Source organism: Marinobacter salinexigens, assembly GCF_008370345.1.
GTDB lineage: Bacteria > Pseudomonadota > Gammaproteobacteria > Pseudomonadales > Oleiphilaceae > Marinobacter > Marinobacter salinexigens.
Window position 1 is genome coordinate 28,720 of the sequence record NZ_VTUU01000012.1, and the last position, 26,284, is coordinate 55,003.

The 26,284-nt window shown below is 55.4% G+C and carries 24 protein-coding genes and 2 tRNA genes; 14 read left to right on the forward strand and 12 right to left on the reverse strand.

Annotation, left to right across the window (positions count from 1 at the left end):
* Positions 1 to 9 precede the first annotated feature (9 nt).
* The 7 genes from lpxD (at position 10) to FWJ25_RS17250 (ending at position 5,032) form a co-directional block, all read left to right on the forward strand.
* On the forward strand, positions 10 to 1,035 hold the full coding sequence (gene lpxD, locus FWJ25_RS17220) for a UDP-3-O-(3-hydroxymyristoyl)glucosamine N-acyltransferase (RefSeq protein WP_149601505.1): 1,026 nt from the start codon (positions 10 to 12) through the stop codon (positions 1,033 to 1,035).
* Positions 1,036 to 1,046: 11 nt separating this feature from the next.
* A complete protein-coding gene (gene fabZ / locus FWJ25_RS17225; protein WP_149601506.1) occupies positions 1,047 to 1,484 on the forward strand; it encodes a 3-hydroxyacyl-ACP dehydratase FabZ in 438 nt (145 codons plus the stop codon).
* Positions 1,484 to 2,275, forward strand: a complete 792-nt coding sequence (gene lpxA / locus FWJ25_RS17230) for an acyl-ACP--UDP-N-acetylglucosamine O-acyltransferase (protein ID WP_149601507.1) — start codon at positions 1,484 to 1,486, stop codon at positions 2,273 to 2,275. The genes fabZ and lpxA overlap by 1 nt, the downstream gene beginning before the upstream one ends.
* A gap of 17 nt (positions 2,276 to 2,292) precedes the next feature.
* A complete protein-coding gene (gene lpxB / locus FWJ25_RS17235; RefSeq protein WP_149601508.1) occupies positions 2,293 to 3,480 on the forward strand; it encodes a lipid-A-disaccharide synthase in 1,188 nt (395 codons plus the stop codon).
* The gene (gene rnhB, locus FWJ25_RS17240; RefSeq protein ID WP_149601509.1) at positions 3,473 to 4,153 is read left to right on the forward strand and encodes a ribonuclease HII; all 681 of its coding nucleotides are present in this window, start codon (positions 3,473 to 3,475) and stop codon (positions 4,151 to 4,153) included. The genes lpxB and rnhB overlap by 8 nt, the downstream gene beginning before the upstream one ends.
* Before the next feature lie 78 nt (positions 4,154 to 4,231).
* Positions 4,232 to 4,308: transfer RNA gene (locus tag FWJ25_RS17245), tRNA-Met, on the forward strand.
* A 514-nt stretch (positions 4,309 to 4,822) separates the two neighbouring features.
* Complete coding sequence (locus tag FWJ25_RS17250; RefSeq protein ID WP_149601510.1) at positions 4,823 to 5,032, forward strand: fibronectin type III domain-containing protein; 210 nt, start codon at positions 4,823 to 4,825, stop codon at positions 5,030 to 5,032.
* Between the two features lie 51 nt (positions 5,033 to 5,083).
* Here the strand turns inward: FWJ25_RS17250 and FWJ25_RS17255 are convergent, their stop codons facing one another.
* The 4 genes from FWJ25_RS17255 to FWJ25_RS17270 all read right to left on the reverse strand — a co-directional run bounded on the left by FWJ25_RS17255 (position 5,084) and on the right by FWJ25_RS17270 (position 12,330).
* Positions 5,084 to 7,651 (reverse strand): CHASE2 domain-containing protein, encoded by a 2,568-nt coding sequence (locus FWJ25_RS17255; RefSeq protein ID WP_149601511.1) that lies wholly within the window; start codon positions 7,649 to 7,651, stop codon positions 5,084 to 5,086.
* Between the two features lie 29 nt (positions 7,652 to 7,680).
* Complete coding sequence (locus FWJ25_RS17260; RefSeq protein WP_149601512.1) at positions 7,681 to 9,318, reverse strand: FecR domain-containing protein; 1,638 nt, start codon at positions 9,316 to 9,318, stop codon at positions 7,681 to 7,683.
* A complete protein-coding gene (locus FWJ25_RS17265; protein ID WP_149601513.1) occupies positions 9,311 to 10,045 on the reverse strand; it encodes a response regulator transcription factor in 735 nt (244 codons plus the stop codon). The genes FWJ25_RS17260 and FWJ25_RS17265 overlap by 8 nt, the downstream gene beginning before the upstream one ends.
* A gap of 110 nt (positions 10,046 to 10,155) precedes the next feature.
* Positions 10,156 to 12,330, reverse strand: coding sequence for a DNA topoisomerase III (locus FWJ25_RS17270; protein WP_149601514.1), 2,175 nt, complete (start codon positions 12,328 to 12,330; stop codon positions 10,156 to 10,158).
* A gap of 125 nt (positions 12,331 to 12,455) precedes the next feature.
* Between FWJ25_RS17270 and FWJ25_RS17275 the strand changes: the two genes are divergently transcribed.
* Positions 12,456 to 12,800 carry a BolA family protein gene (locus FWJ25_RS17275; RefSeq protein WP_149601515.1) on the forward strand — a complete coding sequence of 115 codons (345 nt, stop codon included), beginning with the start codon at positions 12,456 to 12,458 and terminating at the stop codon, positions 12,798 to 12,800.
* Complete coding sequence (locus FWJ25_RS17280; protein WP_149601516.1) at positions 12,800 to 13,423, forward strand: L-threonylcarbamoyladenylate synthase; 624 nt, start codon at positions 12,800 to 12,802, stop codon at positions 13,421 to 13,423. The genes FWJ25_RS17275 and FWJ25_RS17280 overlap by 1 nt, the downstream gene beginning before the upstream one ends.
* A 5-nt stretch (positions 13,424 to 13,428) precedes the next feature.
* Here the strand turns inward: FWJ25_RS17280 and FWJ25_RS17285 are convergent, their stop codons facing one another.
* Entirely contained in the window at positions 13,429 to 14,097 is a 669-nt protein-coding gene (locus tag FWJ25_RS17285; RefSeq protein ID WP_149601517.1) for a hypothetical protein, read from the reverse strand.
* Between the two features lie 265 nt (positions 14,098 to 14,362).
* Between FWJ25_RS17285 and FWJ25_RS17290 the strand changes: the two genes are divergently transcribed.
* On the forward strand, positions 14,363 to 15,979 hold the full coding sequence (locus FWJ25_RS17290; protein WP_149601518.1) for a methyl-accepting chemotaxis protein: 1,617 nt from the start codon (positions 14,363 to 14,365) through the stop codon (positions 15,977 to 15,979).
* Here the strand turns inward: FWJ25_RS17290 and FWJ25_RS17295 are convergent, their stop codons facing one another.
* From FWJ25_RS17295 to FWJ25_RS17305, 3 genes are all read right to left on the reverse strand, one after another.
* A complete protein-coding gene (locus tag FWJ25_RS17295; protein ID WP_149601519.1) occupies positions 15,980 to 16,627 on the reverse strand; it encodes an MBL fold metallo-hydrolase in 648 nt (215 codons plus the stop codon). It lies immediately after the preceding gene.
* 71 nt (positions 16,628 to 16,698) lie between these two features.
* Positions 16,699 to 17,274 (reverse strand): Tll0287-like domain-containing protein, encoded by a 576-nt coding sequence (locus tag FWJ25_RS17300; RefSeq protein WP_149601520.1) that lies wholly within the window; start codon positions 17,272 to 17,274, stop codon positions 16,699 to 16,701.
* 51 nt (positions 17,275 to 17,325) lie between these two features.
* Positions 17,326 to 18,279, reverse strand: a complete 954-nt coding sequence (locus tag FWJ25_RS17305) for a DMT family transporter (protein ID WP_149601521.1) — start codon at positions 18,277 to 18,279, stop codon at positions 17,326 to 17,328.
* A 103-nt stretch (positions 18,280 to 18,382) separates the two neighbouring features.
* On the opposite strand from FWJ25_RS17305, the gene FWJ25_RS17310 reads away from it, so the two are divergent.
* Entirely contained in the window at positions 18,383 to 19,180 is a 798-nt protein-coding gene (locus tag FWJ25_RS17310; protein ID WP_149601522.1) for an AraC family transcriptional regulator, read from the forward strand.
* 40 nt (positions 19,181 to 19,220) lie between these two features.
* Here the strand turns inward: FWJ25_RS17310 and FWJ25_RS17315 are convergent, their stop codons facing one another.
* The gene (locus tag FWJ25_RS17315; protein WP_149601523.1) at positions 19,221 to 20,138 is read right to left on the reverse strand and encodes a LysR family transcriptional regulator; all 918 of its coding nucleotides are present in this window, start codon (positions 20,136 to 20,138) and stop codon (positions 19,221 to 19,223) included.
* Positions 20,139 to 20,248: 110 nt separating this feature from the next.
* Between FWJ25_RS17315 and FWJ25_RS17320 the strand changes: the two genes are divergently transcribed.
* The gene (locus FWJ25_RS17320) at positions 20,249 to 21,145 is read left to right on the forward strand and encodes a DMT family transporter (RefSeq protein ID WP_149601524.1); all 897 of its coding nucleotides are present in this window, start codon (positions 20,249 to 20,251) and stop codon (positions 21,143 to 21,145) included.
* A gap of 92 nt (positions 21,146 to 21,237) precedes the next feature.
* Here the strand turns inward: FWJ25_RS17320 and FWJ25_RS17325 are convergent.
* A tRNA-Arg gene (locus FWJ25_RS17325) sits at positions 21,238 to 21,314 on the reverse strand.
* Positions 21,315 to 21,402: 88 nt separating this feature from the next.
* On the opposite strand from FWJ25_RS17325, the gene FWJ25_RS17330 reads away from it, so the two are divergent.
* The gene (locus FWJ25_RS17330; RefSeq protein ID WP_246166875.1) at positions 21,403 to 22,104 is read left to right on the forward strand and encodes a TIGR04283 family arsenosugar biosynthesis glycosyltransferase; all 702 of its coding nucleotides are present in this window, start codon (positions 21,403 to 21,405) and stop codon (positions 22,102 to 22,104) included.
* Positions 22,097 to 22,729, forward strand: a complete 633-nt coding sequence (locus FWJ25_RS17335; RefSeq protein WP_149601526.1) for a TIGR04282 family arsenosugar biosynthesis glycosyltransferase — start codon at positions 22,097 to 22,099, stop codon at positions 22,727 to 22,729. The genes FWJ25_RS17330 and FWJ25_RS17335 overlap by 8 nt, the downstream gene beginning before the upstream one ends.
* Before the next feature lie 7 nt (positions 22,730 to 22,736).
* Here the strand turns inward: FWJ25_RS17335 and FWJ25_RS17340 are convergent, their stop codons facing one another.
* Together FWJ25_RS17340 and FWJ25_RS17345 are read right to left on the reverse strand one after the other, a co-directional pair.
* A complete protein-coding gene (locus tag FWJ25_RS17340) occupies positions 22,737 to 25,589 on the reverse strand; it encodes an insulinase family protein (protein WP_246166876.1) in 2,853 nt (950 codons plus the stop codon).
* A 35-nt stretch (positions 25,590 to 25,624) separates the two neighbouring features.
* A complete protein-coding gene (locus FWJ25_RS17345; protein ID WP_149601527.1) occupies positions 25,625 to 25,924 on the reverse strand; it encodes a hypothetical protein in 300 nt (99 codons plus the stop codon).
* Between the last annotated feature and the right edge of the window lie 360 nt (positions 25,925 to 26,284).

Here is a 26,284-nt window from a genome sequence, read left to right on the forward strand (position 1 = left end):
GAGAGTGTCATGACAGAAAGGTCCTATCGGCTGATTGAAATTGCCGAAGCACTGGGAGCCGAACTCCGGGGGGATCCCGAAATCCGTGTTCGCGGTCTTGCCACATTGCAGGCTGCGTGCCCGGATCAGATCAGCTTTCTGGCCAATCCATCCTACGCAAAATACCTGGACGATACCCGGGCAGCGGCGGTCATTGTGTCGCCATCAGCTGCTGTCAACGCCCCTACCAATGTCCTGTTATTGGATAACCCGTACCTGGGCTATGCTCATCTGAGTCACTGGTTTAATCCAGAGCCTGTCGCCAGGCCGGGTGTTCATCCCAGTGCTGTTGTAGATGACGGTGCAACTGTGTCGGATAGTGCCAGCATCGGTCCCAATGTGGTGATAGAATCCGGCGCGGATATCGGTGACCGGGTTGTGATTGGTGCGGGTGCGGTCATTGGCGCACGAACCAGCGTTGGCGCGGGAACCGTTATTCGTCCGCGAGTGACTCTCGCCCATGACGTCGTTGTGGGGCAGCGGTGCCATATTCTGAGCGGCGCGGTGATTGGCTCGGATGGGTTTGGCTTCGCGAATGAGAAAGGCGTGTGGCACAGGATCGCCCAGTTGGGGCGTGTTGTGCTTGGCGACGATGTTGAAGTAGGCGCGAATACCACTATCGACCGTGGTGCCTTGGACGACACCGTCATTGGCAATGGAGTGAAGCTGGATAATCTGATCCAGATTGCTCACAACGTGCAGATTGGCGATCACAGCGCCATGGCTGCGATGGTCGGCATAGCCGGCAGTACCCGTGTTGGACGCCACTGTGTATTCGGTGGAGCTTCCGGAGTGGCGGGCCATCTTGAGATTGCAGACCAGGTTCACCTGACTGGCATGACGCTGGTTACCGGTGATATCCGTGAACCGGGAGTTTACTCTTCCGGCACCAGTGCGGATACCAACCGGCAATGGCGCAAGAATGCCGTGCGATTCCGCCAGCTGGACGTGCTCGCGCGGCGAATCAAGGAACTGGAAAAGAAATTAGAGGGCTGAGGCCGATCAACATGATGAAGATTGATGAAATTCTTGAGTACCTTCCGCATCGGTACCCGTTTTTGCTGGTGGATCGGGTAACCGAGATTGAAAAGGGAACCTCAATCAAGGGTTACAAGAATATCTCTTTCAACGAGCCATTCTTTCAGGGCCATTTTCCCAATAATCCTATTATGCCGGGCGTACTCCTGATTGAAGCCATGGCACAATTGGCGGGTATTCTTGGGTTTGTGACCGTAGGCCGGAAACCGGCAGACGGCGTGGTACAATACCTCGCTGGGTCCAGCAAAGCCCGATTCAAGCGCCCGGTATTGCCGGGAGACCGTTTGGATATGGAGGCAGAATTCATTTCCGCCAAGCGCGGTATCTGGAAATTTGAATGCCGTGCTCTGGTCGACGGTGAAGTCGTATGTATGGCAGAAATCATGACTGCTGAGAGAGAAGTTTGATGGCAACAAATGACTGGTCGGGTGTGCATCCTCAAGCGATTGTAGACCCATCAGCCAAGCTGGCGGACGGTGTTACCGTCGGCCCCTGGAGCTATATTGGTCCGGGCGTGGAAATCGGTGAAGGTACCGAGATACTGTCTCACGTTGTGGTCAAAGGTCCCACCGTGATTGGCCGGAACAACCGTATTTTCCAGTTTTCCAGCATCGGGGAAGAATGCCAGGACAAAAAATACGCGGGTGAACCGACCACGCTGGTGATTGGCGACAATAACGTCATTCGCGAAAACTGCACAGTGCACCGGGGTACCATCCAGGATCGGGGTGAAACCCGCATCGGCAGTGGCAATCTGCTGATGGCCTACGTTCATGTTGCCCATGACTGCATTGTGGGTGATAACACGATCCTGGCCAACTGTGCGACATTGGCCGGTCATGTATCCGTTGGGGATTTCGCCATACTGGGCGGAGGCACCATGGTTCATCAATTCTGCAATATCGGCCCCCATTGCATGGCGGCGGGCGGCAGTATTGTATTGAAGGATATTCCAGCATACGTGATGGCCAGCGGCCAGTCCGCGGAACCTCACGGTCTGAACGTTGAGGGATTGAAGCGTCGAGGCTTCTCCAAGGAAGTGTTGCTGATGCTGCGTCGGGCCTATAAGACGATTTACCGGCAGGGGCTCACTACCGAGCAGGCCGTTGAAGAACTTGAGAAGGAATATTCTGATATTCCAGAGGTACGTCCTCTGATTGACTCACTGCGCGGAGCACACCGCGGCATTATTCGATAAGTCACCGGAGCTTTCCGGTGACGGAACCTACCCAACCTACCGTACTCAGCGAACGCAAGCTCACCATCGCCATGATTGCTGGTGAGGCATCGGGCGATATTCTTGGTGCCGGGCTTATTCGTTCTTTGCGCCGCCGCTACCCCAAGGCCCGCTTTGTTGGCATCGGCGGCGATGAAATGATTTCTGAGGGTTTCCACTCCCTTGTCCCGATGGAACGTCTTTCCGTCATGGGCCTTGTTGAAGTTCTTGGGCGTATCCGCGAGCTATTCAGCATTCGTGCGAGAGTGCTGGATTATTTCTTTACCAATCGCCCGGATGTGGTCATTGGTATCGACTCCCCAGACTTCACCCTGGCCATTGAGCGCAGGTGTCGGGACGCCGGCATACCCTCGGTCCACTATGTCAGCCCGTCGGTTTGGGCCTGGCGGCAGAAGCGGATCTTCAAGATAGCCAAATCTGTCGATCTGATGCTCACCCTGTTTCCTTTTGAAGCGCGTTTTTACGAGGAACATCAGGTACCTGTTGCTTTTGTTGGCCACCCGCTGGCCGATCGTATTCCCATGGTTCCTGAAACAGGGCGGGCGCGCCAGTTACTTGGCCTGGACCCGGAAGCCCCCTTGCTGGCAGTTTTGCCGGGCAGTCGGGGTGGGGAGATAGAGCGCCTGGGCACGCTGTTTCTTGAGGCGTGCCGGTGGATTCAGGAACGGCGCCCGGATATCCAGTTGGTTATCCCATGTGTAAACCGTGATCGAGAAAAACAGGTACTGGCGCTGGTTGAAAACCTGGATGTGAAGCTCCCTGTCACTATCGTTCGTGGCCAGTCCCGCGAAGTCATGGCAGCATCGGATGCGGTGTTGCTGGCATCCGGTACGGCGACGCTTGAGGCGATGTTGCTGAAGAAACCCATGGTGGTGGGTTATCGGCTGAGCAATATCAGTTATGCGCTACTGTCCCGGTTGGTGAAAGTGCCTCATGTGGCCTTACCCAATCTGCTTGCCAGGGAAGCTCTGGTGCCGGAACTGCTGCAAGATGATGCCTCGCCGGAGGCGCTTGGGGCTGCCGTGCTCGAGCGCATGGAAGACGAGAGCGAGCGTGAACGGCTCTTACAGGCATTTTCAGATCTTCATGGCAATCTCAGGCGGAATGCGGACGAACGGGCAGCAGAGGCCATTTCCGGGCTGTTGAGGGAGAAAGGTCATGGCTAAGCTCGAATTGCCACCCTTTGAGTGCCGTTATCAAGGAGAACTCCTGGCAGGCGTCGACGAAGTCGGGCGCGGCCCGCTGATCGGAGCGGTGGTTACTGCAGCAGTTATCCTCGACGCGAAAAAGCCGATTCAGGGGCTGGCGGACTCGAAGAAACTGACCGAAAAGAAGCGCCTTGCGCTCTATGACGAGATTATTGAGAAGGCAACAGCCTGGAGCATTGGCAGGTGTGAAGCCGCCGAGATTGACGAGCTGAATATCTACCAGGCAACGATGGTAGCGATGGAGCGGGCGGTCGCAGGGTTGGTGGTCAGGCCCGAGTACGTATTGGTGGATGGTAACCGCTGTCCCAAGTGGCGCTGGCCCTCTGAGCCGGTTGTGAAGGGCGATAGTCGTGTTGCTGAGATAAGTGCGGCGTCAATCCTCGCGAAGGTAACCCGGGATCGGGAGATGGAGGAGCTGGAAAGCAGATACCCCGGGTTTGGTTTGGCCCGGCACAAAGGTTATCCCACGCCGGTTCATCTGGAGGCCCTGCAGCGCCTGGGGGCAACTCCGCAGCATCGTCGATCGTTCAGGCCGGTCCGGGACGTTATTGAAACAAGGGGCCTCTATCAGATGCCAGTCGAGCAAGGTCAGCAGGAACTTCATTATCCAACCGACTTGTTCGAAAATTAAAAATTGACAGCGTGCACTTTGGTCCGTAATATACGCGCCACGTTGATCGGGGCAAGTCCGGTAAACAAACAGTTTTGATGCGGGGTGGAGCAGTCTGGTAGCTCGTCGGGCTCATAACCCGAAGGTCGTTGGTTCGAATCCAGCCCCCGCTACCAAATTAAAAAAGGCAGATCAGTTACCGCTGATCTGCCTTTTTTTATTCCTGGCGCCTAACTTCCACGTCTTTTGATTGCTCTGTTGTAGGCATTGCGGGCCTTTTTTTCAGACTTTTTGATAAGTCGCTTTTGTAGTCACTTCGAATTTTGGGCAAAAAATTGCCCAGACATCAGTAACTTCCCGTAGTTTATTACCTTCTCCTGACGAAAAATTGACCATTTTGTAACTAGTTCAGTGGCAACGGTCGCAGCCATAATCAGTCCCGCTTTGTAGTATTCCCTGAAAACGTCAGTTATTTGGTAAATAAATCACATGAAACGCGTCACCAACTTGTCACGGGCAGGGATCGCCGCGTTTGTTTTAGGAACTGTTCTCTCAGGATGTGGAGGTGGTTCTTCAGGAGCTTCAGGCAGCGAAAACTCGCTGACTGACAGCAATGTCGGACTTGGAGATGGAGCTGCGGTTCTCAGCTGGAGTGCACCCCTGACACGGGTGAATGGTGAGAGCATACCAATGGCTGAGCTCGACCAGTACGTCATCCGTTTTGGTCAGGATTCCGGCAATCTGAGCAACCAGGTCGTCGTGACCAATGCTCAGGCGGAAGCAGAAATGTCCCATGAAATCGGTGGCCTTTCCGATGGAACCTGGTACTTCACTATTCAGGTTCGTGATACCAGCGGATTGATCAGTGTTCCATCCGATGTGGTAAGCAAGACCATCTGAGTCTTGTCGATCCAGCCGCTTTCTGGTCCTCCAGCCTGAAGTTCTGACGTCTCAGGCAAGTGGATCGGCGATGGGTAGTCTCATTGTGAAGGTCGAGCCTTTACCTGGAGTCGAGCTGACCGATATTTCCCCCCGGTGCTTTTCTACCACGGTTTTTACAAATGACAGCCCCAGTCCGGTGCCATGTATACCGGCGAGCTCGGTCTGTTTCTGACGACGATAGCGGTCGAACAGGAAAGGGAGCTCCTGCGGGTCAATTCCGCTGCCTTCGTCGGCAATGGTCAGGCAGGCTTCGTGGCCCGCCCGGTAAGCCTGAATGCTGACAGCCGTATTTGCCGGGCTATATTGGACAGCGTTGGTGACCAGATTAATGATCGCTCGCTCCAGTAGTTCCGCATTGCCTCTGAGCCAGAGGTCTTCGACACCCTGAAGCTGTAGCTGGATACCTTTCTCCGCCGCTTGCTCACTGACACTATCCCGCGCGTTTTCGGTAATTGCCAGAAATTCACATTCATAGAAACGGGTTTCTGTGAGTTGCTCGGCCCGGGCCAGTTGGACGAACTCCTCAGCCAGGTGATAGCTGCGACGGGCAAGTTTTCCAAGCTGTTCAAGCGTGGAAGCATCCACATGGCTGGGGTCTCGCTTGAGTTGCTCGATCAGTGCCAGTTGGGAGACCAGTGGAGATCGCACGTCATGGGATATGAAGTCGATGGCTTCACGGTGCTGACGCTGTTGTTCCCGAAGTTCGGAAATGTCCGATATGTTCGCAATGATGCCGTGCTGATCGCTATCTGGCAGGGCAAAGGGCGCGAAATGTATCAGAAAATCTTTACCCCGGATTTGCAAGTCGACCGTCCGGCTCTGTTGCAGCGTCAGGGTTTCAGAAACGGTTTCGTACCAGGGGGGTGTCTCTCTCGGATCGTGCCCTTCAAGAAGATTTGTGAGGGGCAGGCCGTTGAGTGAAGGCATGGGCTCCCTGAACCACTCTTCGATATGACCATTGGCAAACCGGATAACGCCCAGTTCATCGGTGACAATAACCCCGTCAGGCATGCGCTCAAAGCTACGGTGTATAAACTGTTGCATTCGGTCCAGTCGCCCGGTAGCCAGTCGAACGCGTTCTATCCTTTCAGAGATATTCTCCCGGGGTTTGCTTGCTTCATGCTTGCGGCTTGTTTCAGCAAGGTTCAGGCGGCGGAGGTAGCGCTGGATAGCTTCTCTGCTCAGGTCGTCCGGTAACATCAAGCCAAGGGTATACATGAGTTCTCCCCGTCGCAGGGCAATCCAGCTAACGCGGTTTGCATGCTGCCAGTGCCCCGGGACGAGATCGCCGGGAATGTCACCGGGGCCAAGGGTATGCCTGGTCAGGGTTTCGCTACCTAGTTGAAGCAGCCAGCCCTGGGGCTGGAATAACGCTCTGAAATGGTCGAGAAGTTGGGTCGGGTGCCGGCGAGAGGCTTCAGGGAGTGGCAATTGGGGCCTGCGGGCGAGTGCATCCAGCTGTCTGTTGAGGAAGCGGTTGGTCATTGCCAGGCGCAAGCCGGACGAAACCGGAAAGGCGAGTATCGGTACCAGAAGAGCGTTGGCAATAGGTATCCATAAATCGAAACTGTAGAACGAGATACCGTAGAGGCCCATCAGTGCGATCACGGTCGCCACGCAGGCTGCGAGGGTCTGGTTCGGGCGCATTCTGGGTAGTGCGATTGCCAGCAGGAGGGTCGTTAATGCCGCCAGCGCGAAACCGAACCAATTGGGGACAGGGCGAATCAGGTTGTCCTGTTGCAGCGCTGAATACGCATTGGCGTGGAATTCAACGCCTGACATCGGTCGGCTTAGTCCGGAGAAGGGCGTAGGCAGAACATCGCCAAATCCGGCTGCGGTTGCTCCAACGAAGACGACTTTTCCGTCGAACGCCTGGCGTGCAGCAAGTTGGTCCAGAACCTGATTGTAGGAATAAGTGGGAACCGAGCCGGCGCCACCGGTGAGCGGAACAACCCTGAAATCTTCCCGAACATTGATGAAGGCCGGGGCAGGGCGGGAATTGTCTTGTTTCGGGCCGATGCCCTGAGCTGCCAGCGACAGGCTTGGCCAAAGCTGTTTGCCGAGACCGTTGTAGAGGTAAAGGCCACGGGCGATACCGTCATCGTCCAGTTCAACATGGGCGTGCCCTAACGCGGCAGCGCTGCCTGCCAGGTCTGGAACTGGAAGCTCCTCTCTTAGCGGGCGGTCCGGTAATGATGAAGAAACGTAAATCGGTAGAATGACATTGCCGTGAAGCCTCATGGCTTCCGCCAGTTGATGGTCATCGGGTGACGGCTCGGGGAACAGAACGTCAAACACGATGGTATCTGCGCCTGACTGGTCCAGCTTGCGGATGAGTTCGGCGTGGATGTTCCGGGGCCACGGCCATCGTCCGATCCTTTCCAGGCTCAGTTCGTCAATGGCGACGATAGCAACCTTGTCGGAGAGTGACGGAGGGGTTGTTGTCATCACCTTGTCGAGCAGCCAGTGATCGAGTTGGCGGGGCAGCGCTGAGGTCTGTATCAGTATCAGCAGCGATGTGACCAGTAGTGCAAGTGCCCAAGGGTTCGTTATTGTTGGCAGCCAGTCCCGCTTCATGTGTCCTGCTGTTTGAGTCGATCAGTGGATTATTCCAGGTATAGTTCCCTCCCAGGTCCCCAGCGACTTGTCAGGGGGCCTTCCGAAAGAGCTTTTAGCCGCACAAAATACCGCCTTCCGGGAATAAGACGCAAGGCTGCCGTGGTATCCGGTAATGTTGCTTCCTTGATGATGCTTTGGAACGAGGGCTCTTCCGAGAGCTGGAGGCGATACTCGCTGGCGGTATCAACCTTGCTCCAGAAGACTCTTACCTGGCTGTCAACATAGTTCACACTGATGATCCGCACTGGAGGCAGGCTGCCGTTGACGACGAGTTTTCGGGGAGCTGTAGAGGCCACGGAATTACCGCCGGCTTCTGTAACGACTCGCCAATAATACTGGCCTGGTCCTAGTGGCTTGGCAGGCAGGGCCGAGTTTTCCGGTGCCCATTCACTTGTGGTTATCGGGCTGCGGAAATCCATGTCTTCGGCAATTTCAACCCGCGCAACTTCGTTGCTGCCATTCATCGACCACCGGAATTCGGGCATGTCATCGTTTGCGGTTGCACCATCTTCCGGCAGCACCAGTGTTGCGGCTCTCGCCTGAAGGGCGACTTCCAGCGGCATGACAGCCGGCATCCCGGCGATACCCCGGGAGTCCAGACCGGCGAGCTGGAGTTCGTAGTCGCCGTTGTCCAGCAAACTGATGTCAAAAGTGTTGCCACGGAGCTTGCGGCTTTCGACCCAGCGGCCGGATTCCGTTTCGAAGATGTCGAGTCGGTATTCCGGTGAAGGGCTCTGCTTCCAACGAAGCTCGGCGGGAAATCTGGTGATTGGCGTTGTGATCGGTTCGATCGCCGGAGCGGGAGGGAGTCGGTGAATGGCCAGGCCCGCTCCGCTACTGGTGGAAACGCTGGCGCTGTAGCCTGCTGGAATGCGGCGGGTTTTGCCCGGGGCCCCGAAATCGACTACACCCTTTGTCACCTGGAGGTTTGTTCCTCGACCAGAGGTTTGCAGAGCAAAGGCCGTGCCCCTAACGGCTGCGACTGCGGATGGCGTCTCGATTTCGAAACGGGCGCCGCCTTCGATTACCGGTTTTACTCGGGTGTGAACTTCTCCCTGATCGAGGCGTAGCCTCGTATCGACCATGCCGGATTTACCGTATTGGGTCAGTCGGTTGAAGATCAGGCGTGAATTGGGTGATATCCGGATTTCTGATCCGTCAGCCAGTTCAACGGTGGCGCTACCTGAGCCGGAGAGAATCTCGTCACCAACCCTGACGAGGCTGTCTTCCCTGAGCGGCTGTTTACGGCCATCAATGCCTGAGATGAGCTGGACGGAACCGGAGACTGAAACCGTGCGTGCAGGTTCAGGCTGACGCTTGAGCCAATTCAGAGGAAGGCGAATGCTGTCGCCTTCCTGCACCATGTTGCCGTTTTGCAGGCCGTTATACTGCAACAAGCGGGTAGCGCTGTATCCTGATGCCAGAAGCTCCCTGGCTACGGCCGGGAAGGTGTCGCCCGGACGCAGAGTGTATATCCACTCAGGCACGGCCGCACTGCGTGCGTCGGTTGCGGCATACGCGGAGCCCTGGGTGACCGAAAGCTCAGCCCTCGCGGCATTTGTCAACGCGAGCAGTGACGCAGCCATGATCAGGGCTGTGAGCTTTGCCTTTGGCCGTTTATTCATCGATTGCCTGTTCAGCCCGGGTGGTTGCAGATACGCCGTCCGGGTCTTTCATGGCCTCCAGGCGGTAGCCGCGCTGGTAGATGGTCTTGATCCGGAAACCGTTGTCCGGGTTCAGGCCGAGCCTCCGGCGCAGGCGGCTCATGTGGGTGTCAACCGTGCGAGTGTTGATGTCCCGCGCCAATCCCCATACGCGTTCCAGCAGCATTTCCCGGGTCAGTAGCCGCCCCTGATTCTGGAAGAGAAACAGGGTCAGATCAAAATCCTTGTCGGTCAACGTGAGTTCTTCGCCGTGGAGGTTGATTGACCTCTGCCGGGTGTTGATCTCGAAGGGGCCGTAATTGAGAATTTCCTTCTCTGCATCGGGGTTGCTTCGACGAGACAGGGCATTGATTCTGGCGCCCAGTTCAGCAGCGCGCGGAGGTTTTGACAGGTAATCGTCGGCGCCGGCATCCAGAGCCGAAACAATGTCTGACTCGCTGTCGCGCTGGGTCAGAAAAACAACCGGGATCGGCCAGTTCAGGTGGGCGCGAACCGTTCTCAGGACGTCCAGACCTGTCATGTCAGGGATCTGCCAATCAAGGATCAGCAAATCATAGCTGCGATGCAGAACCGCGCTCAGAAAGGCCTGGCCGGTTGGGAAGCTGTCACAATGGTGGCCGCGTTCTGACAGTATGGACTGAACGTTCTGTGCCTGCTCATGCTCGTCTTCAAGGAGGGCGATGCGCATGAAACGTCTCCGGATTTACGTTTTACGATGGTACTAACGGCCTGCCATATCCATGAAATTGCAGGTATATCTGCGGATTATCACAGAATGTCGAATGGCTTGCAGTATTGTTATGTAGACTTCCGTAACTGCATCGCAGGTTTGCCGTTGTCGTCATTGACTGTTTGTCGGCAGGCAGGGAAATTACTGCAGCCCCAGAACCAGCCTTTTTTCCCTTTTCGGCGAACGAGGGGCGAAAAACAGTGGGGGCAGGGGATCGGTTTCAGCCCCGTGCCATCGGCGGGGGCGGAGTCTTCGATGGGGCGTGTGCCCTTGCATTGAGGGTACCGGGTGCACGCATAGAAACGGCCAAATTTGCCATCGCGCTCGGTCATCGGAGCCCGGCATTTCGGGCAATGAATCTGGTCTGCGGCGGTTTCAGGGCTGGATTCTTCCGGACGTTTCCCCGATGGCGCGCTGATGAAGCCCTGAATTTCCTGTTTGAGTGTTTCCAGAAAGTGCCTGGGGTCGCCTTCTCCCCGGCGAATTTCCTCAAGGGTTGCTTCCCAAACTGCAGTCCGGTCCGGCTTGCTGACGGATTCGGGAAGTGCTGCAATCAATGCCCGACCTTTCTCGGTTGCCCGGATATGGCGGCTTTCCCTGAACAGGTATTCGCGCTTGAACAGGGTGTCGATGATCGCGGCACGGGTGGCCTCTGTTCCCAGTCCGTCGGTTTCTCTCAGGGTCTTTCGCAGTTCTTTGTCAGCAACGAACCGGGCAATATTGGTCATCGCCGAGAGTAGCGTTGCATCGGTGAAATGTTGCGGCGGCTGGGTTTTGCGTTCAACGACAGAGCTGTCGAGGCAATCGACAGTTTCATTCTTCTCGAGCCTTGGCAGGGGAGGCTTTTCCTTCTCTCCCTGTCCGTCGCGCAGCCTGAGCTCCAGGGTCTTCCAACCTGCTTCGAAAACAGCGGTCTCGGTCGCCCGAAAACGATGGTCAGCAGCCTGAACTGTCAGGCGACCCTCCCGGTGGATTGCGTCAGCTGAAAACTGCATCAAATAGTATCGACTGATCAGCCCGTAAACGTTTTCTTCGGCTTGCGACAGCTTGCCGTTCGCGGTTCCCCGGGTTGTCGGGATAATGGCGTGGTGAGCATCAACGTTACTGTCGTCCCAGGCTTTGGTCTTGCGCTGAGTATCACAAGCATCACACGCTTCGGACAGCGACGGTGCCACCCGGCTGATGCTCCGGATGACCTGTTCACGCTGCTCAAAGTGTCCTTCAGGGAGGTAGCGGCAGTCTGATCGGGGGTAGGTAATGAGCTGATGGCGCTCATAAAGTGCCTGAGCTGTATCAAGAACCTCCTTGGCCCCCATGCGGAACAGCCTGCCTGCCTCTATCTGTAGTGCGGAAAGAGAGAGCGGTAGCGGTGGCGGTTCTGAGCGGTCACGGAATTGCGATTCAACGATACGCCCGGCACGACCAGAGACGCTGTCGGCAATTTGTTCAGCCGTGGCCTTGTCCAGCAGTCGGTTTTCGTCGTCCAGATAATCCTGGAATTGATCATCCGGAAGCCAGCGGGCAGTGAACGGTCGCTGGTCCACTTCGCCATCCTGGGCCCGGAATCTGGCTTCAATGCGGTAGTAGGGTTTGGGCTCGAAATCAGCAATGGTGTTGTCCCGCTCCACCACGAGCCCCAGGACCGGCGTTTGGACCCGGCCCACAGAATAGACACCCTGCTCACCCTGGTGCTGGTAGCTGAGCGTGTAGAACCGGGTCAGGTTGATGCCGTACAACCAGTCTGCCCTTTGACGGGCGAGAGCAGAATGGGAAAGCCGCCTGAATTCGCGATTGTCCCTCGGCGACTGAATAGCCCGGGCGACAGCAGCGGGGGTCAGATCGTTAATCAGCACCCGTTGTACCGGTGCCTCGCAACCGAAATAGCGAATCACCTCGTCGACGAGTAACTGACCCTCACGGTCCGGGTCGCCGGCGTGGATAACGGTATCGGCCTGGCGTATCAGGGACTCAAGCACCTTGAGCTGTTGCCGGACGCTGTCCTTGGGCATGACTTCCCATTTTTCGGGAAACATGGGCAGGTCTTCGAGGTGCCATTTTTTCCAGCGAGGGTTGTACCGACCGGGTTCAGCAGGTTCCAGCAAATGACCAATACACCAGCTTACCGTCGCGGCGGAATCGCCTTTGCCACAGCGAATCCAGCCCTGCCCCTTCTGATGCGGGCCGGGGAGGGAGGCGGCAATAGCACGCGCAAGACTTGGTTTTTCGGCAATATAAAGGCGCATGATTTTGAGGGTATAGGAATCGGCAAAGGAATGTGGCTGTTTGCTACTTTGCTGTCAAGGCTCGGGCGACAGGTGGTTAGTGTAGTAGACTGGTAGATATACAGAATTCGGAGCAGCGCGGAACCATGAAGATTCAGAATGCCATTGAAGCGAAACTGTCGGAGGCGTTTGACGTTCGCATCCTTCAGGTGGAAAACGAAAGTCATAAGCACGGTGTGCCGCCAAATTCGGAAACCCATTTCAAGGTGACTCTGGTGTCACCGGATTTTGAGGGGCAGATGAAAGTCCGCCGCCACCAATCCATATACAAGGTACTGGCGGAAGAGCTGGCGGGTGAAGTGCATGCGCTTGCCATGCATCTGTACACGCCCGCAGAGTGGGATGCGAAGGGTCAGGCTGCTCCAGAGTCTCCCAACTGTATGGGGGGATCCAAGAAAGACCCGGCTATGAATGCGCAGGGAGATCACTGATGAGTCAGTTTTTTCAGATCCACCCGGAAACGCCCCAGAAACGTCTGATCAACCAGGCGGTAGAGATTTTGCGAAAAGGCGGTGTCATCGTCTATCCAACCGATTCCGCTTATGCCATTGGGTGTCATTTGGGAGACAAGCAAGCGGCGGAGCGTATAAAACGTATTCGTAAACTGGATGACAAACACAACTTTACGCTGGTATGCCGGGATCTGTCGGATATCGGTGTCTATGCGAAGGTGGACAATACCCAGTACCGGTTGTTGAAGAATTTCACCCCGGGGCCATACACTTTCATTCTTGACGCTACCAGTGAAGTGCCGCGTCGATTGCTTCATCCCAAACGTCGTTCTGTGGGCGTTCGCGTGCCGGACAATGCCATCGTTCAGGCATTGCTGGGTGAGCTGGGTGAGCCGATCATGAGCAGTACGCTGATACTTCCGGGGGATAAGGATCCGATGACCGACCCCTATGATATCCGTGACACGTTGGAGCGTGACCTTGATCTGATCATTGACGGTGGCTTCTGCGGTATGGAAGCTACCACGGTTGTAGACTTCACGGGTGATGCGCCGTCAGTAACCCGGATTGGCAAGGGAGACCCTGCGCCCTTCGAGGGATGATGCAATCAGGCGCGGGTGTTCAGGTTGAACGCATAACCCCGCGCCTTACCCGCTGCTTCCAGTTGTTCCGCACTTGCTGTTCGGCGAAGAGAGTCATAGCGGTGTGCCAGGTCCTGAAGGCCATTAAATTGCTGGTTTTCACTGACCATGGTATCCAGCAATGGGTTGTTAACACCGTATGCCTGGTTCAGCTTCATGGCAGTGTCCACAAACTGAAGCGTCGGCTCATTGGTACTCAAGCGGTTGAATGCCTCCCTGAATCCCGTATTGATGTTCAGATCGGTTTCGATCTGCGCCCGGGTTTCCTCTGGTAGCGGACCTTTCACTTCGATGGCGCCGCTTGAGCCTTTCGTGATGTTCAGAGCCGTTGCCGGCGGTAGGCTATATTCGGCAAGTTTGTGCCGCAGAGTGTCCCGAACATAGGCAACATCCCGCCCGACCGTCAGTTTGTATTCCGTCATGGCCAGCTTGCTGGATTTCGGGCGTGTAAGGCCTTCTTCATCGCTGCCAGACCATGTGAAGCGGTCGTCGGTGGCGTTCGTTCCCGGGTTGGATTCCGGCTGCGCAACGCCAGCGGACGCCATGCTATCCGTGGCGCTCGCCGGCTGTTGGCGTTTTTCCATTGCCTGCTGAAACTGAGTGCTGGCGCGAACCAGCGAAGCCAGTAGCGACATGACAGGAAACCCTCCGTTGGCCGCGTGCTGCGATGCGGCAGTAATTCATCATTCAGTGGTGCTTCTCTGGGACATAGCAGGATTCGGGCCAGGCCCAGCTGTGGTTGCATTTGTTGATGATTTGTAAGAATTGCGCCGGAGCTGATTTGGATCAGTAAAAACTTGACGCATATCTATAAAGTTTTACGTCGATAAGTCGTCAATTGATCCTGTAACCACTATTCAAACTGTCTTTTAGTCAGTTCGCGCTTCGGTCCGGATACCCATGAAAACAAAGCAGTCTATTCGTTTCCTCCTGCTGGCAGCCCTGGCAGCAGCATTCTCCCTGGTCCTTGTGTTTACCGTGCTGTATAGCGCGCACGCCCAGCGTGACCACATGGAGGAGTTCAGCCACAAATATGTAGAAGGACTGGCCAAGTCCTACTTTGACGGGTTGAACACAATGATGGTGACAGGAACCATCAGTAACCGGGATATGCTTCGGGACAAGGTCATGGCCCCTGAAGACATACTGGACGTGCGGGTTATACGGGGCGACCAGATCAATCGGTTGTTCGGCAAGGGCACCAGTGCAGAACAGCTTCGCGAGCCGGAAGATGAGCAGGCGCTGTCCGGAGAGCGGGTGGAGCTCTACTCTGAAAACGCAGACGGGCGGGTCTATACGCTGATAGAGCCGGTGATTGCCCGGGAGAACTACCAGGGCGTGAACTGTCTGGGTTGTCATCAGGCCAGTGATGGAGATGTTCTGGGAGCCATTCGCGTGGACTACTCCCTGGCCAAAAGCGATGCCAGACTGCACCAGCAGTTGCTCACCAGTGGCGGGATCCAGGTAATTATCTTTGCTGCTGTGTTCTTCCTGACCGCTGTTGCTTTGGGCCGTCTGGTATTTTCCCGTTTGCGCTTGCTTCACGACCGGATGGATGAAATTTCCCGGAACTCGGATCTGACACTCGAACTCGATGTATCCCGCAATGACGAAATTGGCTCCGTTTCTCGTGCGTTCAATCGGATGATGGCCAGAATCCGGGAAAGTATGAATACCGTTATGGACAACGCTGAACAGGTGGAGCAGGCCGCCCGGGGAATCGCCGGTAAAGCCGACACTACTGAGCGGGAAGTGCTGGCTCAGCGGGACAATACCGACCAGGTGGCTAGTGCCACAACAGAGATGGCTGCCTCAGCGGTACAGGTCCGGGAAAATGCCATTAACACCACGCAGAAATCGGCCGAAACAGCCGAATCTGCCAGCCTGGGTGAGCGCTTGGCGCGCACCGCGGTGGAAGGTATTGAATCGCTGAACTCGGAAGTGCAGAGCGGTGCCCGAAGAATTGAACAACTGGACCAGCGGACCAGCCAAATGTCGGACATGCTCGAAGTGATTTCCAACATTGCCGACCAGACGAATTTGCTGGCCCTTAACGCTGCGATTGAAGCCGCCAGGGCCGGTGAGCAGGGGCGTGGATTCTCTGTAGTGGCCGATGAGGTCCGGGCTCTGGCGTCCCGGACCCAGGAATCCACCGAAGAGATCCGTACCACCATTGATGGCCTTAAATCCGAGGTCGTGGATTGTGTCGCTACCATGCAACACGCTTCCGGGATGGCGGAAAACCAGGTTGCCGCCATCCTCAAGGTTGAGTCTGAGCTGCAGAGCATTGCAGCGTCGGTGAGGGAAATTACTGATCTCAATGAAGAAATGGAGAGTGCCGCGAATGAACAGAGCGAAGTCTCGGAATCCATCAACCAGAACGTGATTGAGATCAGTCGCTCAGCGGAGCAGACCTCGGGAGATGCTCAGGAAACCGCAAGAATTGCCGGCGAACTGCTGGCAATGGCAGAGACGCTCAGGAAAACCATTGAGCAGTTCCGGCTGGCCCGGGGCTGATTAGCCTCGGTGATCGGAAACAAATGGGTTGGTTGCCCGTTCCTGCCCAAATGTTGACATGGGCCCATGGCCGGGTATGAATGAGACATCATCTCCCAGTGGAAAGAGCTTGCCGCGAATGGAGTGAATCAGCGTGGCATGATCGCCCTTGGGAAAGTCCGTTCGGCCGATAGATCCGTGGAAGAGTACATCCCCGACCATGGCCAGCCCCGACTCTTTATGGAAAAACACCACATGTCCCGGGGTATGGCCCGGGCAGTGCAGAACCTCCAGGGTTTGCTCTCCCACCGTAACCTGTTCACCGTCATCGAGCCATCGGTCCGGAGTGAACACTTCGGGCACCGGGAATCCAAACATCTGTGCCTGCTGGGGCAAACCTTGAATCCAGAAGTTATCTTCCTTGTGAGGGCCTTCAATGGGAACGGAAAGCTCCCTCGCCAGCTCTGCAGTACCACCCGCGTGATCAATGTGGGCGTGGGTCAGCAGGATTTTCTCAACGCTGACCTTCTCATCCCTGATCGCTGCCTTGATCTGCTCGAGATCGCCCCCCGGATCCACAACGGCTGCTTTGCGTGTGCGTTCACACCAGATCAGGGAGCAATTTTGCTGGAAAGGGGTGACCGGGATAATTCTGTACTTCAGGGACATGATCGGACTCGACTCACGGCAGAGATGGATGATGCACTATGGTACTGGTATCCAACCGGAATGAAACCCGGTTAGTCAGGCTCCGTGTAGGTCACAACAAACGCTCCCCTGAGATCGCCTTCAGAAAAGCCAGTGGCCTTGTCATCCGGATACAGCTCGGCAAGTTTGGCCTTTACGCCGTCATCGATAGACTTCCCGTGGCAGCCCAGACAAAGTTTCTGGGTGGGAATGGCGCTCATATAGCGGAACTCTGACTGCCCTGCGTTTTCAACAACCTCCCAGAACTCCACAGGCCTGCCGCCCTTGACGGGTTGTTTATCCATCGCCAGCAACTGCATCTCCTGCCAGTCAGTCGGTTCGTTGTTCGGGTTCCGGGTTTTGAGACTGGTGCGGCTGATGGTCCAGTTCTCATTGCTGTTGGCTTCGGCAATGTGTGGTGCAACCGTTTTGCAGACGCCAATACCATTGGTCAGACCGCCTTCCTTGATGGCTGCCTGAAGTTCCTGTTTGAGGGAGCCTGCAAACGTCTTCACCAGAGCACGGGCGTCGGATACCAGTTTGTCGGATTGCTGCTCAAGCGGTTCAGCGGCAGCAGGCAGCGAGAGTAATGAGCAAAATGCGGCAGTTGCCAGAATTGATCTATTCATGATCTCCATCTCGGTTGGGGCTGAATGATGGAATAAGTATAGAATCAAAAGTTAGAGCTTGGGGCGCGAGGTTATTTGCTGCGACAAAATGCCGCGAGATTTGGAGCCTAAAAAGGGGCTGTTCACCAGAACTACCCCACAAATTACCAAAGCACCTCCTGAGAGGAAGTTGGGATCCAAAGGCTCGGACAGCAACCAGGCTCCCAGTAAAACCCCAAAAATCGGTGTCATGAACGATAGGATGCCAATTGGAGAGGCGTGATAGTTGCGCAGAAGCCAGAACCAGATCAGAAAGGCCAGAAAGGCGACAAAAATACCCTGAAAGGTGATGCTGCCAATTGCGATAGCGCTGGGAACGAAATCAAGCTGATCGGTCGCAAAGGCGGCAACGAGTAGTAGAACGAATGCCATCAACAGTTGGTACAGAAGCGTTTCCCGGGGAGAGACCTCAGACAAACGGGAAGTTCTTATTACCACCGTCGTCGCTCCCCAAGCAGCGCCTGCCAATATGGCGAGAGCGTCCCCAAGAAGCATGTCGGAAAGGCCCTCAGTTGAGACGCCGGACTCTCCACCCATGAAAGCAAGGGCGGTGCCCAAGAACGCTAGCCCGATGCCAGTCCATTGCAACCGGCTCATCCGTTCGGTCGGAATGAGGAAATGCAGAATCAGGGCTGCAAACACTGGAGCGGTGTATAGAAACACTACGGCATGGGAAGCAGAGGTAAAACGGAGCGCTTCACCGAGAAACAAATATTCCACAGCAAACAGAAAGCCCACCACAAGGCCTGGTTTCCAGTTACCTGCCTTGAGAGAAACGGGTTCCCGCTGCACCACCATGTAAAGCCATACCAAGAGAGCGCCAACTCCGGAGCGGATGGCAATCTGGAGGATGGGGGCAACGTCAGAGGCGGCGGCTTTGAGTGCGACTTGCTGCATACCAAGCATCAGACAGAACAGCACCATTAATCCAAAGGCCCTGGTGTCGGGTGATTGTCGTTCTTGCATAAGTGCCTCCTGTTGATAGGGAATGAGGAGACATTATCTGTCTGTCGAGAAATCAACATATACTTTAAAATGGACAAAAGATTGATTGAAAGAGACAGTTCCAATGGCTCCATCGGAAAAACACCGCCGAACACCGCCTTTCACTGATGCGTTGCCTGAGAAAATTGTTTTCCGGTCTGCGGATATGCTGGCGGGCTCGGAGTACCCAAACCACGCGCATGACTGGGGCGAATTTGTCTATTCCTACCGCGGTGTCATGGAAGTGAAAATTGGAGGGCAACATTACCTCGCGCCCTCGCAGTATGGGCTCTGGCTACCGCCAAGAGTGGAGCATCAGGGATTGAATCGCTATGAGGCGAGTCACTGCTCCTTATATGTCTCGGCTCCGTATACTGACCACCTGCCGAACGTACCTTGTGCTCTCGAAATTACGCACCTTACCCGTAGTATGCTGGAGCATTTGAAGGCCTACCCTTTATCATTTCCCTACTCTGAATCTGAGGCCCGTCTGCTTCGGGTGCTTGTGGATCAATTGAGTTCCGCCAACTGTGCGGGCAGCTACTTGCCGGGGTCAGCAGACCCGATACTTGGCCCCATTCTTGACTTCATAGAGCGTAACCCTGGGAAGAACGATCCGCTGGCTGAGTTGGCAACACGGTTCAACACAGTTGAACGAACGGTTATGCGACGAGCCCGGCGGGATCTTGGTATGCCATTGTCCGAGTGGCGACAGAGAGTCAGAGTGGTGGAGGCGATGAAGCAGCTTGATGCAGGCATAAAGGTAGAAAGTGTTGGCCTCGACTTGGGCTACGCTAGTGCCTCGGCTTTTATCGCAATGTTTAAGAAGCGGACTGGGATGACGCCGGATGAATATCGCCGAGGTCAAAGACACGGTGGATGATCACAGTGGCCCGACAAGCCCTTCTAATTTTTCGGCTGGATCACTCGCTAGTTGCTGGGTTCTCAAGTTCAGATGAGGGTGCTTGCGCCAAGTGGGCGATGAGCTTTTCTGCAAATGGTGACAAAGGGGTTCTCGGGTTTGTGCAGATTTTCAGATCTCGTTGGGCCCAGGCATCCTCGACTTCGATAACGTGTAAGGGCTGATGTCGTGATTGTTTCACTGCTTCACGCGGGACCATGCCGATGCCTACGCCCGCTGCGACCATGCGACAAACCGCTTCGAAACTCTTCACCTGAACGCGTACGTGAAGATGTGTCCCTAAATTGGCCGCTGCGTTCATTGTAAACGTATGGATTGCCGAGCCAGCATGGAGCATCACAAATGGTTCCCCAAGCACGTCCCGGAATAATACTGACATGTCCCCGGCTAACCTGTGATTTGCGGCGGTGACCAGTACCAAACGGTCCTCCCGATAGGGCGTCAGAGTAACGTCCTGGTTACCTTCTTGCCCGGCTACGATACCGATCTCTACATCGCCTCGAGCCACGCCGGTGAGGATGTCTGAGCTGGTTTGCTCCTCAAGGTTCACACTGATTTGCGGGTGTAGTCCAAGAAACGTCGATAGATCATTGGGCAAGTAGGTATGGATGGCATGAGTGTTCGCCCACAACTGAACGTGCCCCTGTACGCCCGCCGCATAAGGCACAAGATCAGAGTGGAGTTGTTCTAGCCGTGCAAATACCTGCCGAGCATGACGAAGAAAGATTTCACCCGCTCTCGTGAGCTGCACACCACGAGAGCGGCGGTGCAAGAGTGCTGTCCCGAGTGACGATTCCAGTATTTTAATCCGATGGCTCGCTGAGGACGGGGCGAGGAAGGCTTTTTCTGCACCGCGGGTCAGGCTCTCGCATTCGGCGATGGCAATGAAGAGTCGCAAGTCGGTCAGATTGTATTTCATGGGGAGAATTCGAAAATAACGAACACGTGGTTGGTGAAAAGGCAATTCTATCAGGGATTTATGGGGCTTAGCATTCGATTTATTGAATTCACCAAAAGGCAACGTTAGTAATGGTAGCGAACATTTCTCCCCGACAGCTAGGCATCGCGCTTGCGATATTGGCCGCCTTTGGATTTTCGTTCAAAGCAATCTTCGTCAAGCTTGCCTACCAGTCTGCGCCTGTCGACGCGGTAACGCTGCTTTCATTGCGAATGATGTTCTCATTGCCTTTGTTCTTAATTGGTGGTTTTGCCTACCTGCGACGCGGGCCAAAATTGGATTTCAAGGATTGGTTGCTGCTGGTTTTCTTGGGGCTCACCGGGTACTACGGCGCATCGATACTGGATTTTCTGGGGTTACAGTACATATCGGCCGGGCTGGAACGGATTATCCTGTTTACCTATCCGACCATAACGATCCTGATTGGTTTGTTGTTCCTCGGAAAGGAGGTCAGCCTGCCGCTGATCTCGGCCCTGGTGCTTTGCTATGCAGGCGTTAGCCTCGTAGTCGTCAGCGACACCCAACTCGCAGAAGACAGTACCACGACTTTGATTGGAGCCGCTTTGGTCTTCGCATCGGCTGTCTCTTATGCTTGCTACAACGCATTCTCAGAAGTGTCGATTGGTAAACTAGGAGCAGCCCGGTTTTCTGTGCTCGCGTTGGTGGTTTCGATTATTGCAGCGCAAGTACATTTCCTTGCTGTAAACCCGCTAAGTGATCTGAGACAACCACTGCCGATCTACGGTTATTGTGCAGCCATGGCTCTTTTCTCGACAGTGATGCCGATTTTTTTTCAGTCTGGGGCCATTCAGCGCATTGGTGCAGGGCCAACAGTGTTGGTGGGCATGCTTGGGCCTGTGATGACGATTTTCTTCGGTTGGATGCTGTTGGGCGAGCCGATAACCTGGGTTCAGCTTTCCGGTACAGCATTAGTGCTTGTCGGTGTATATCAGGTTAGAAAGGGGTAATAGTTTACCGCTCGCATGCTCGCTATGTTGCCAGAATTTGACTCAGAACATGCAACAGACGCTAGAGGCGAACTGATTTGATAGTGAGATTTTGGTGCCCCCGGCAGGACTCGAACCTGCTACCTTCCCCTTAGGAGGGGGACGCTCTATCCAGATGAGCTACGGAGGCATTTCGTCAGGAAGGCCGGTATGATAGCGGGCTGGAGCTTATGGCTCAAGGTGTTACCGCATTTCTTCCGGAATCTCAGGAGCCTGTCGTGCCCGAGTCCCTTTCGCTTTCTGTCGTCGTTCCTGTATGGATGGAAGCGGCCAGTATTGTTGATTGTCTTCGGCCATTGGCGCCGCTAAGGGAAGCGGGCCACGAGGTCATTGTGGTTGATTCCGGCAGTACGGATGGTACGGCGGAACTGGCTCGGCCATTGTGTGATCGCGTGGTTCAGGCGAAAAAGGGGCGCGCTGTTCAGATGAATGCCGGGGCTGAGGTTGCCCGGGGAAATGTGTTGCTGTTTCTTCACGCCGATACCCGCCTTCCAGATAACGCGCTTGATGAGCTGAGGTGGTTTGAACTCAACGAGCCGACATGGGGGCGCTTTGATGTGCGCCTGAGCGGCCAGCGGCCCCTGTTTCGGGTGGTGAGCTGGTTTATGAACAAACGTTCCCGGCTGACGGGAATGTGCACTGGCGACCAGGCCATGTTCGTCCGGCGTGATCTTTTTGAGGCTCTGGGCGGATTCAGGGAGCAGCCTCTGATGGAAGACATTGAGTTGTCCCGTCGATTGCGTCTGGTTTCCCGCCCCTGGTGTATTTCTTCTCCGGTCGTAACGGACAGTCGTCGTTGGGAAAAGCTTGGTCCCTGGCGTACTATTTTCCTGATGTGGCGCCTTCGCTGGCGATACTGGCGTGGCGAATCACCGGAATCCCTTTCAAAGGTCTATCGCTCGGACGTACGGAATGACTGACAATACGACTTCAAATGCTGTTCTGATGCAGTTTGCCAAGTGGCCGGAGGAGGGCAGGGTGAAGACCCGTCTGATGCCCGCCCTGGGCGCAGTGGGTGCTTTGGAAGCCCATCTCGAATTGACGCTGGCGGTTCTGGATAACCTTTGCACGTCCGGTTATCCGGTACAGTTCTGGTGGGACAGAGAGCTGGAAAATCCGCCGCGGGAAGCGGAATCCATCGTCCGCAACCTTGAGGGTGCGGGGCTGGAACAGCGTTTCCAGGAGGGGAAGACCCTCGGGGACAAGATGATGGCAGCATTGGGACACTCACTTCAAAGTTGCTCTCGGGCAATTGTCATCGGCAGCGACTGCCCCTCCGTTGATCCGCAGTACGTCCGGGATGCCATTGCCTGTCTCAGCGAATCGGATGTTGTACTCGGCCCTTCTAACGATGGTGGTTATGTACTGATTGGTGCCCGGCGAGTGGTCGACGGCATGCTGGACGGTATCGAATGGGGTACAGAGCGGGTGATGGATCAGACACTTGCCCGCCTGAAGGATTCAGGGCTCAGCGTGCGACTGCTGGAGCCCCGATGGGACGTGGACGAGCCGGAGGACTGGGAACGCTACCAGTCACTCCGGTAATCGGAGTTCAGCCAGCGGGTACCGGTGGCTGCTCGGTCAGATGGGTCAGCGCGGTGGCCTCATCCGGTGTGTCCGTACCGGTGACCACCCGCAGTGCGTGTTTGCGCTCCAGAACTGCTTTCTGGAAGGTCGCAAGTAATTCGTCGAGGCTCACGGCACTGACGGCATAAGCCAGTTTTGATCGGGAATCGAAACCGGTGGCGTCCCGGTCAATCTCCCGCCAATAACGGCCGGAAATCTCTCCCAGTTGCCGGTCTTTTTCCAGCAGCCCGCTGATAACGGCCTGTTTTTCCCGTTTCAGATCAGCTTCGTCCATCGCCCGGAGCTGGCTTTCAAACTGCGCCGAAAATTCCTGTACGGCCTGATCGATCTCCTGCGGACTGGCCGCCGGGGACTGCACCACAAAGCCGAGGGCGGGTGTTTCAAGCATCTCGAACGGTGTGGCATAGACAATGTAGCCCAGCTGCCGGTTGGTCCGGATGTCTTCATAGAACGGGCTGCTGATGATTTGTGCAAGCAGCCGGAAGCGGGCACGTTCCTCAAAACTCGTGTTTTCGCCCTGCATGTAGAGCGTGTAGCCAGTGTCTGGATGGCTCACTGCCAGGTCCACCCGGGTTTCGTCGTCTGGCAACTGGCGCACCTGGCTCCGCTTGACCTTGGTGGGTTCACTGCCTTTCAGCACAAAAGCCTGCACCTGTCGGGACAGATTCAGGGCCGAGGCTTCTGACAGATTTCCGTGGGCGAGCATGACCGGGTCGACTTTTGCCAGGAAGGTGTCTGAGAAGGATTTGAGTTCCTCCAGCGTTACCTGTTGCGCTGCCTCGAGTTTGGCTTCTGTACTCCAGGCTCCTTCAATCAGCGCGGTCTGAATGAACTCCGAAGTCTGCTCAACTGGCCGGTTTTTAGCCTTGTTCTGGAGGTTGTCTACCAGGTTCTGGCGGGCGATCTCGAAGCGTTGGGTGGTCAATGCAGGGTTGGCCACCTGCAACAGAATCTGATTGATCAGGGCGTGCAGCTTATCGTCGTAGCCGCCAACCCGAATCGTAATGCCCCGGAGGTGTGGGTATACGCTGTAATCCAGCCCTGCCAGGCGTGCGGAATAGGCCCAGGCATTCAGGTTGGTGTTGACGGCGTCTACCAGAAGCTGGGTCAGAACGCTGCTTCGGGCTGACTCCCGGGCAGCGGGGGTGCGAAGACTGATGAATACGTTCGCCTTGGGGGTATGGAAACGGGTATCCCGCGCAAACCAGATATCAAACCCCTTCTGGCTGTCCAGAAGCATTGGTTTGTCCATGGTGGAGCCTTTCACCATGGCAAGATTTTCAGGGATGAACGGATTGGCTTCCGGCAGTCTCAGTTGGGCCGCCAGCGTTTCCGGAGCCTGGGATGTCAGCTCGTTCGGGTCAAGAGCCTCACGGGTCCATTCGGCATCGTACCATCGGGTTAGGTTGGCGTTGTCGGTAACCAGGTTTGGTGCCAGCACAAACACCATAACGTTGTCCGGCGTCAATTGGCCAAGAATATCCCGGTATTGCTCTGGTGCGTAGCTGTCCATTATCCACCGGGCACGGAGAATGTCCTTCGCCGGATAATGCTGGAGCTGGCTCGACAAACCCATCACTTCATGGATCGGATCGCCTTTCTCCCGGAAGCGGAAATCAATCGTGGCCAGTTGCTGCATTTCATGGAAGCGTTGTTCACTGATGCCGTTGTTCCGAATTTTTGCGATGTAATCGAAGACCAGGGGCAGGATCTCATCCTGGCGCTTCAAGCCGTCTGGGGTGAGGGCCATGCTGATGTCGAGGGTGGCACCTTCACCGGTATCCATGCCGGATCCGGCAGACAGGCTTTCAGCCAGCCCGGCGCGTTTCAGTACATCAAACAGGCTTTCCGGTCCTTCGTGGCCGAGCAGATTGGCGACATAGGATGCCGGCTTGGTGTGGTAGTTATCAATCTGGGACGGGATCGGGAAAGACAACGTCAGGCTACGGACATCTTTGAGGGCATTGGCGGTGATTTTCTCCGGCAATGCATCCCGATTGTAGATAGAGGCCTTATGCTGCTTCTGCCGGAGATGTCGGTTTTCGATAGCACTGAAGCGCCCGTTAACCATACTCTCCAGTTCATCCAGCGACTGGGGGCCATAAACCGCTAGGGTCATCAGGTTGGAGGAGTAGTGGGTTTTCCAGAATTCCACCAGGTCCGGCCGGAGAGGGTTGTCTTCAGTATTTTCCAGGGTTGTCAGATTGCCAACGGCAAAATGACTGAAGGCGTGATCTGGATTGCTGGCGGCTTTCTTGACGGAATAGAAACGGCGCCCGTCTTCCTTCTGCTTGGCACTGAACTCGGAGTGAACCGCGTTTCGTTCCCGGTCCACCAGTTCCGGTGTAAATAGCGGTGCCGCGAACTGCTGTGCGAACCGGTCCAGTGCCGGTTCCAGAAACTGTGCCTGAATATCAAAAAAGTAATTGGTGTCCTGGAACGCGGTAAAGGCGTTGTGGCTTCCACCGTGGCTCTTGATGAACTGTTGATACTCACCTGCATCAGGATATTTTTCGGTGCCGAGGAACAACATGTGTTCAAGGAAATGAGCCAGTCCTTCCCGTTCTACCGGGTCGTCTCCGCTACCAACGGCAACGTTCATGGAAACAGCAGCCTTGTCAGACCCGGGTGATGACACCAGAACGGCCCGGAGACCGTTGCCCAGTTCGATAAACCGGTAGTTGTTGTCATCGTTCGGACTCTTGACCGGTGTTTCTGTTGCCAAAGCAACCGCACTTGTGAGGATCAGCACGGTTAGCAGGACGAAACGGGCCAGGTATTCCCGGAAGGGGGTGGTCATTGCGTTACCAATACTCATGTCGCCTCATTAGTGTCGGATGGAAGCCAGTTCAATCAGTGCATTTGTGGGTTGCGGGTGCTTTCAGGTTGCTGATCCAGCGTTTTACGAGCCAGATCAGCCGCCTTTTCTGCATCAAGGTGCCCGGTTGCAATCCGTTCCAGAACGGTGGCCATGATGGCCACTGCCTGTCGGTAATCGGCGAATTCCGCCTGGAAAGCCTTATCGATGGCCTCATAAACCGCCTGAATCTTCTGTTCCCGGCTTCCTGAATCGTCTGCCGTATCGTTAATGGCCTTCAGGCAGGCGCGGGCGATGGCGATGTAACGTTCGGTATTGGGATTGTCTTTCTGCATGCTTCGGTTTCCGGAAAACAGGGTTTACTGTGGCAGTTGGTGACACCCACAGGCGTGTTAAGTTCCTAATTATCGCACTGCTCGGCAGTGGTTTCATGGCTTTCCGTTAATCTTGCTTCGCTTCAGGCAACATGGCTTTGCTGTGCTAGTCTCAATGAGGCTGTATCGGCATTCGCGTGTGGCCATGGTCTTCGCCTGAGTCCAGAATTTAGAGTAATTACTCAATAAAAAACAAAAGGTTACAGAGTAATCGCTCTAATAAAGTCCGATACATGCAAGTTGCAATAACGTACAATCCCATTGAATTCGGACTACGACTTTAGTCTAAGGGAGATCTGAAGTGCGTGGCCGTCATGGATA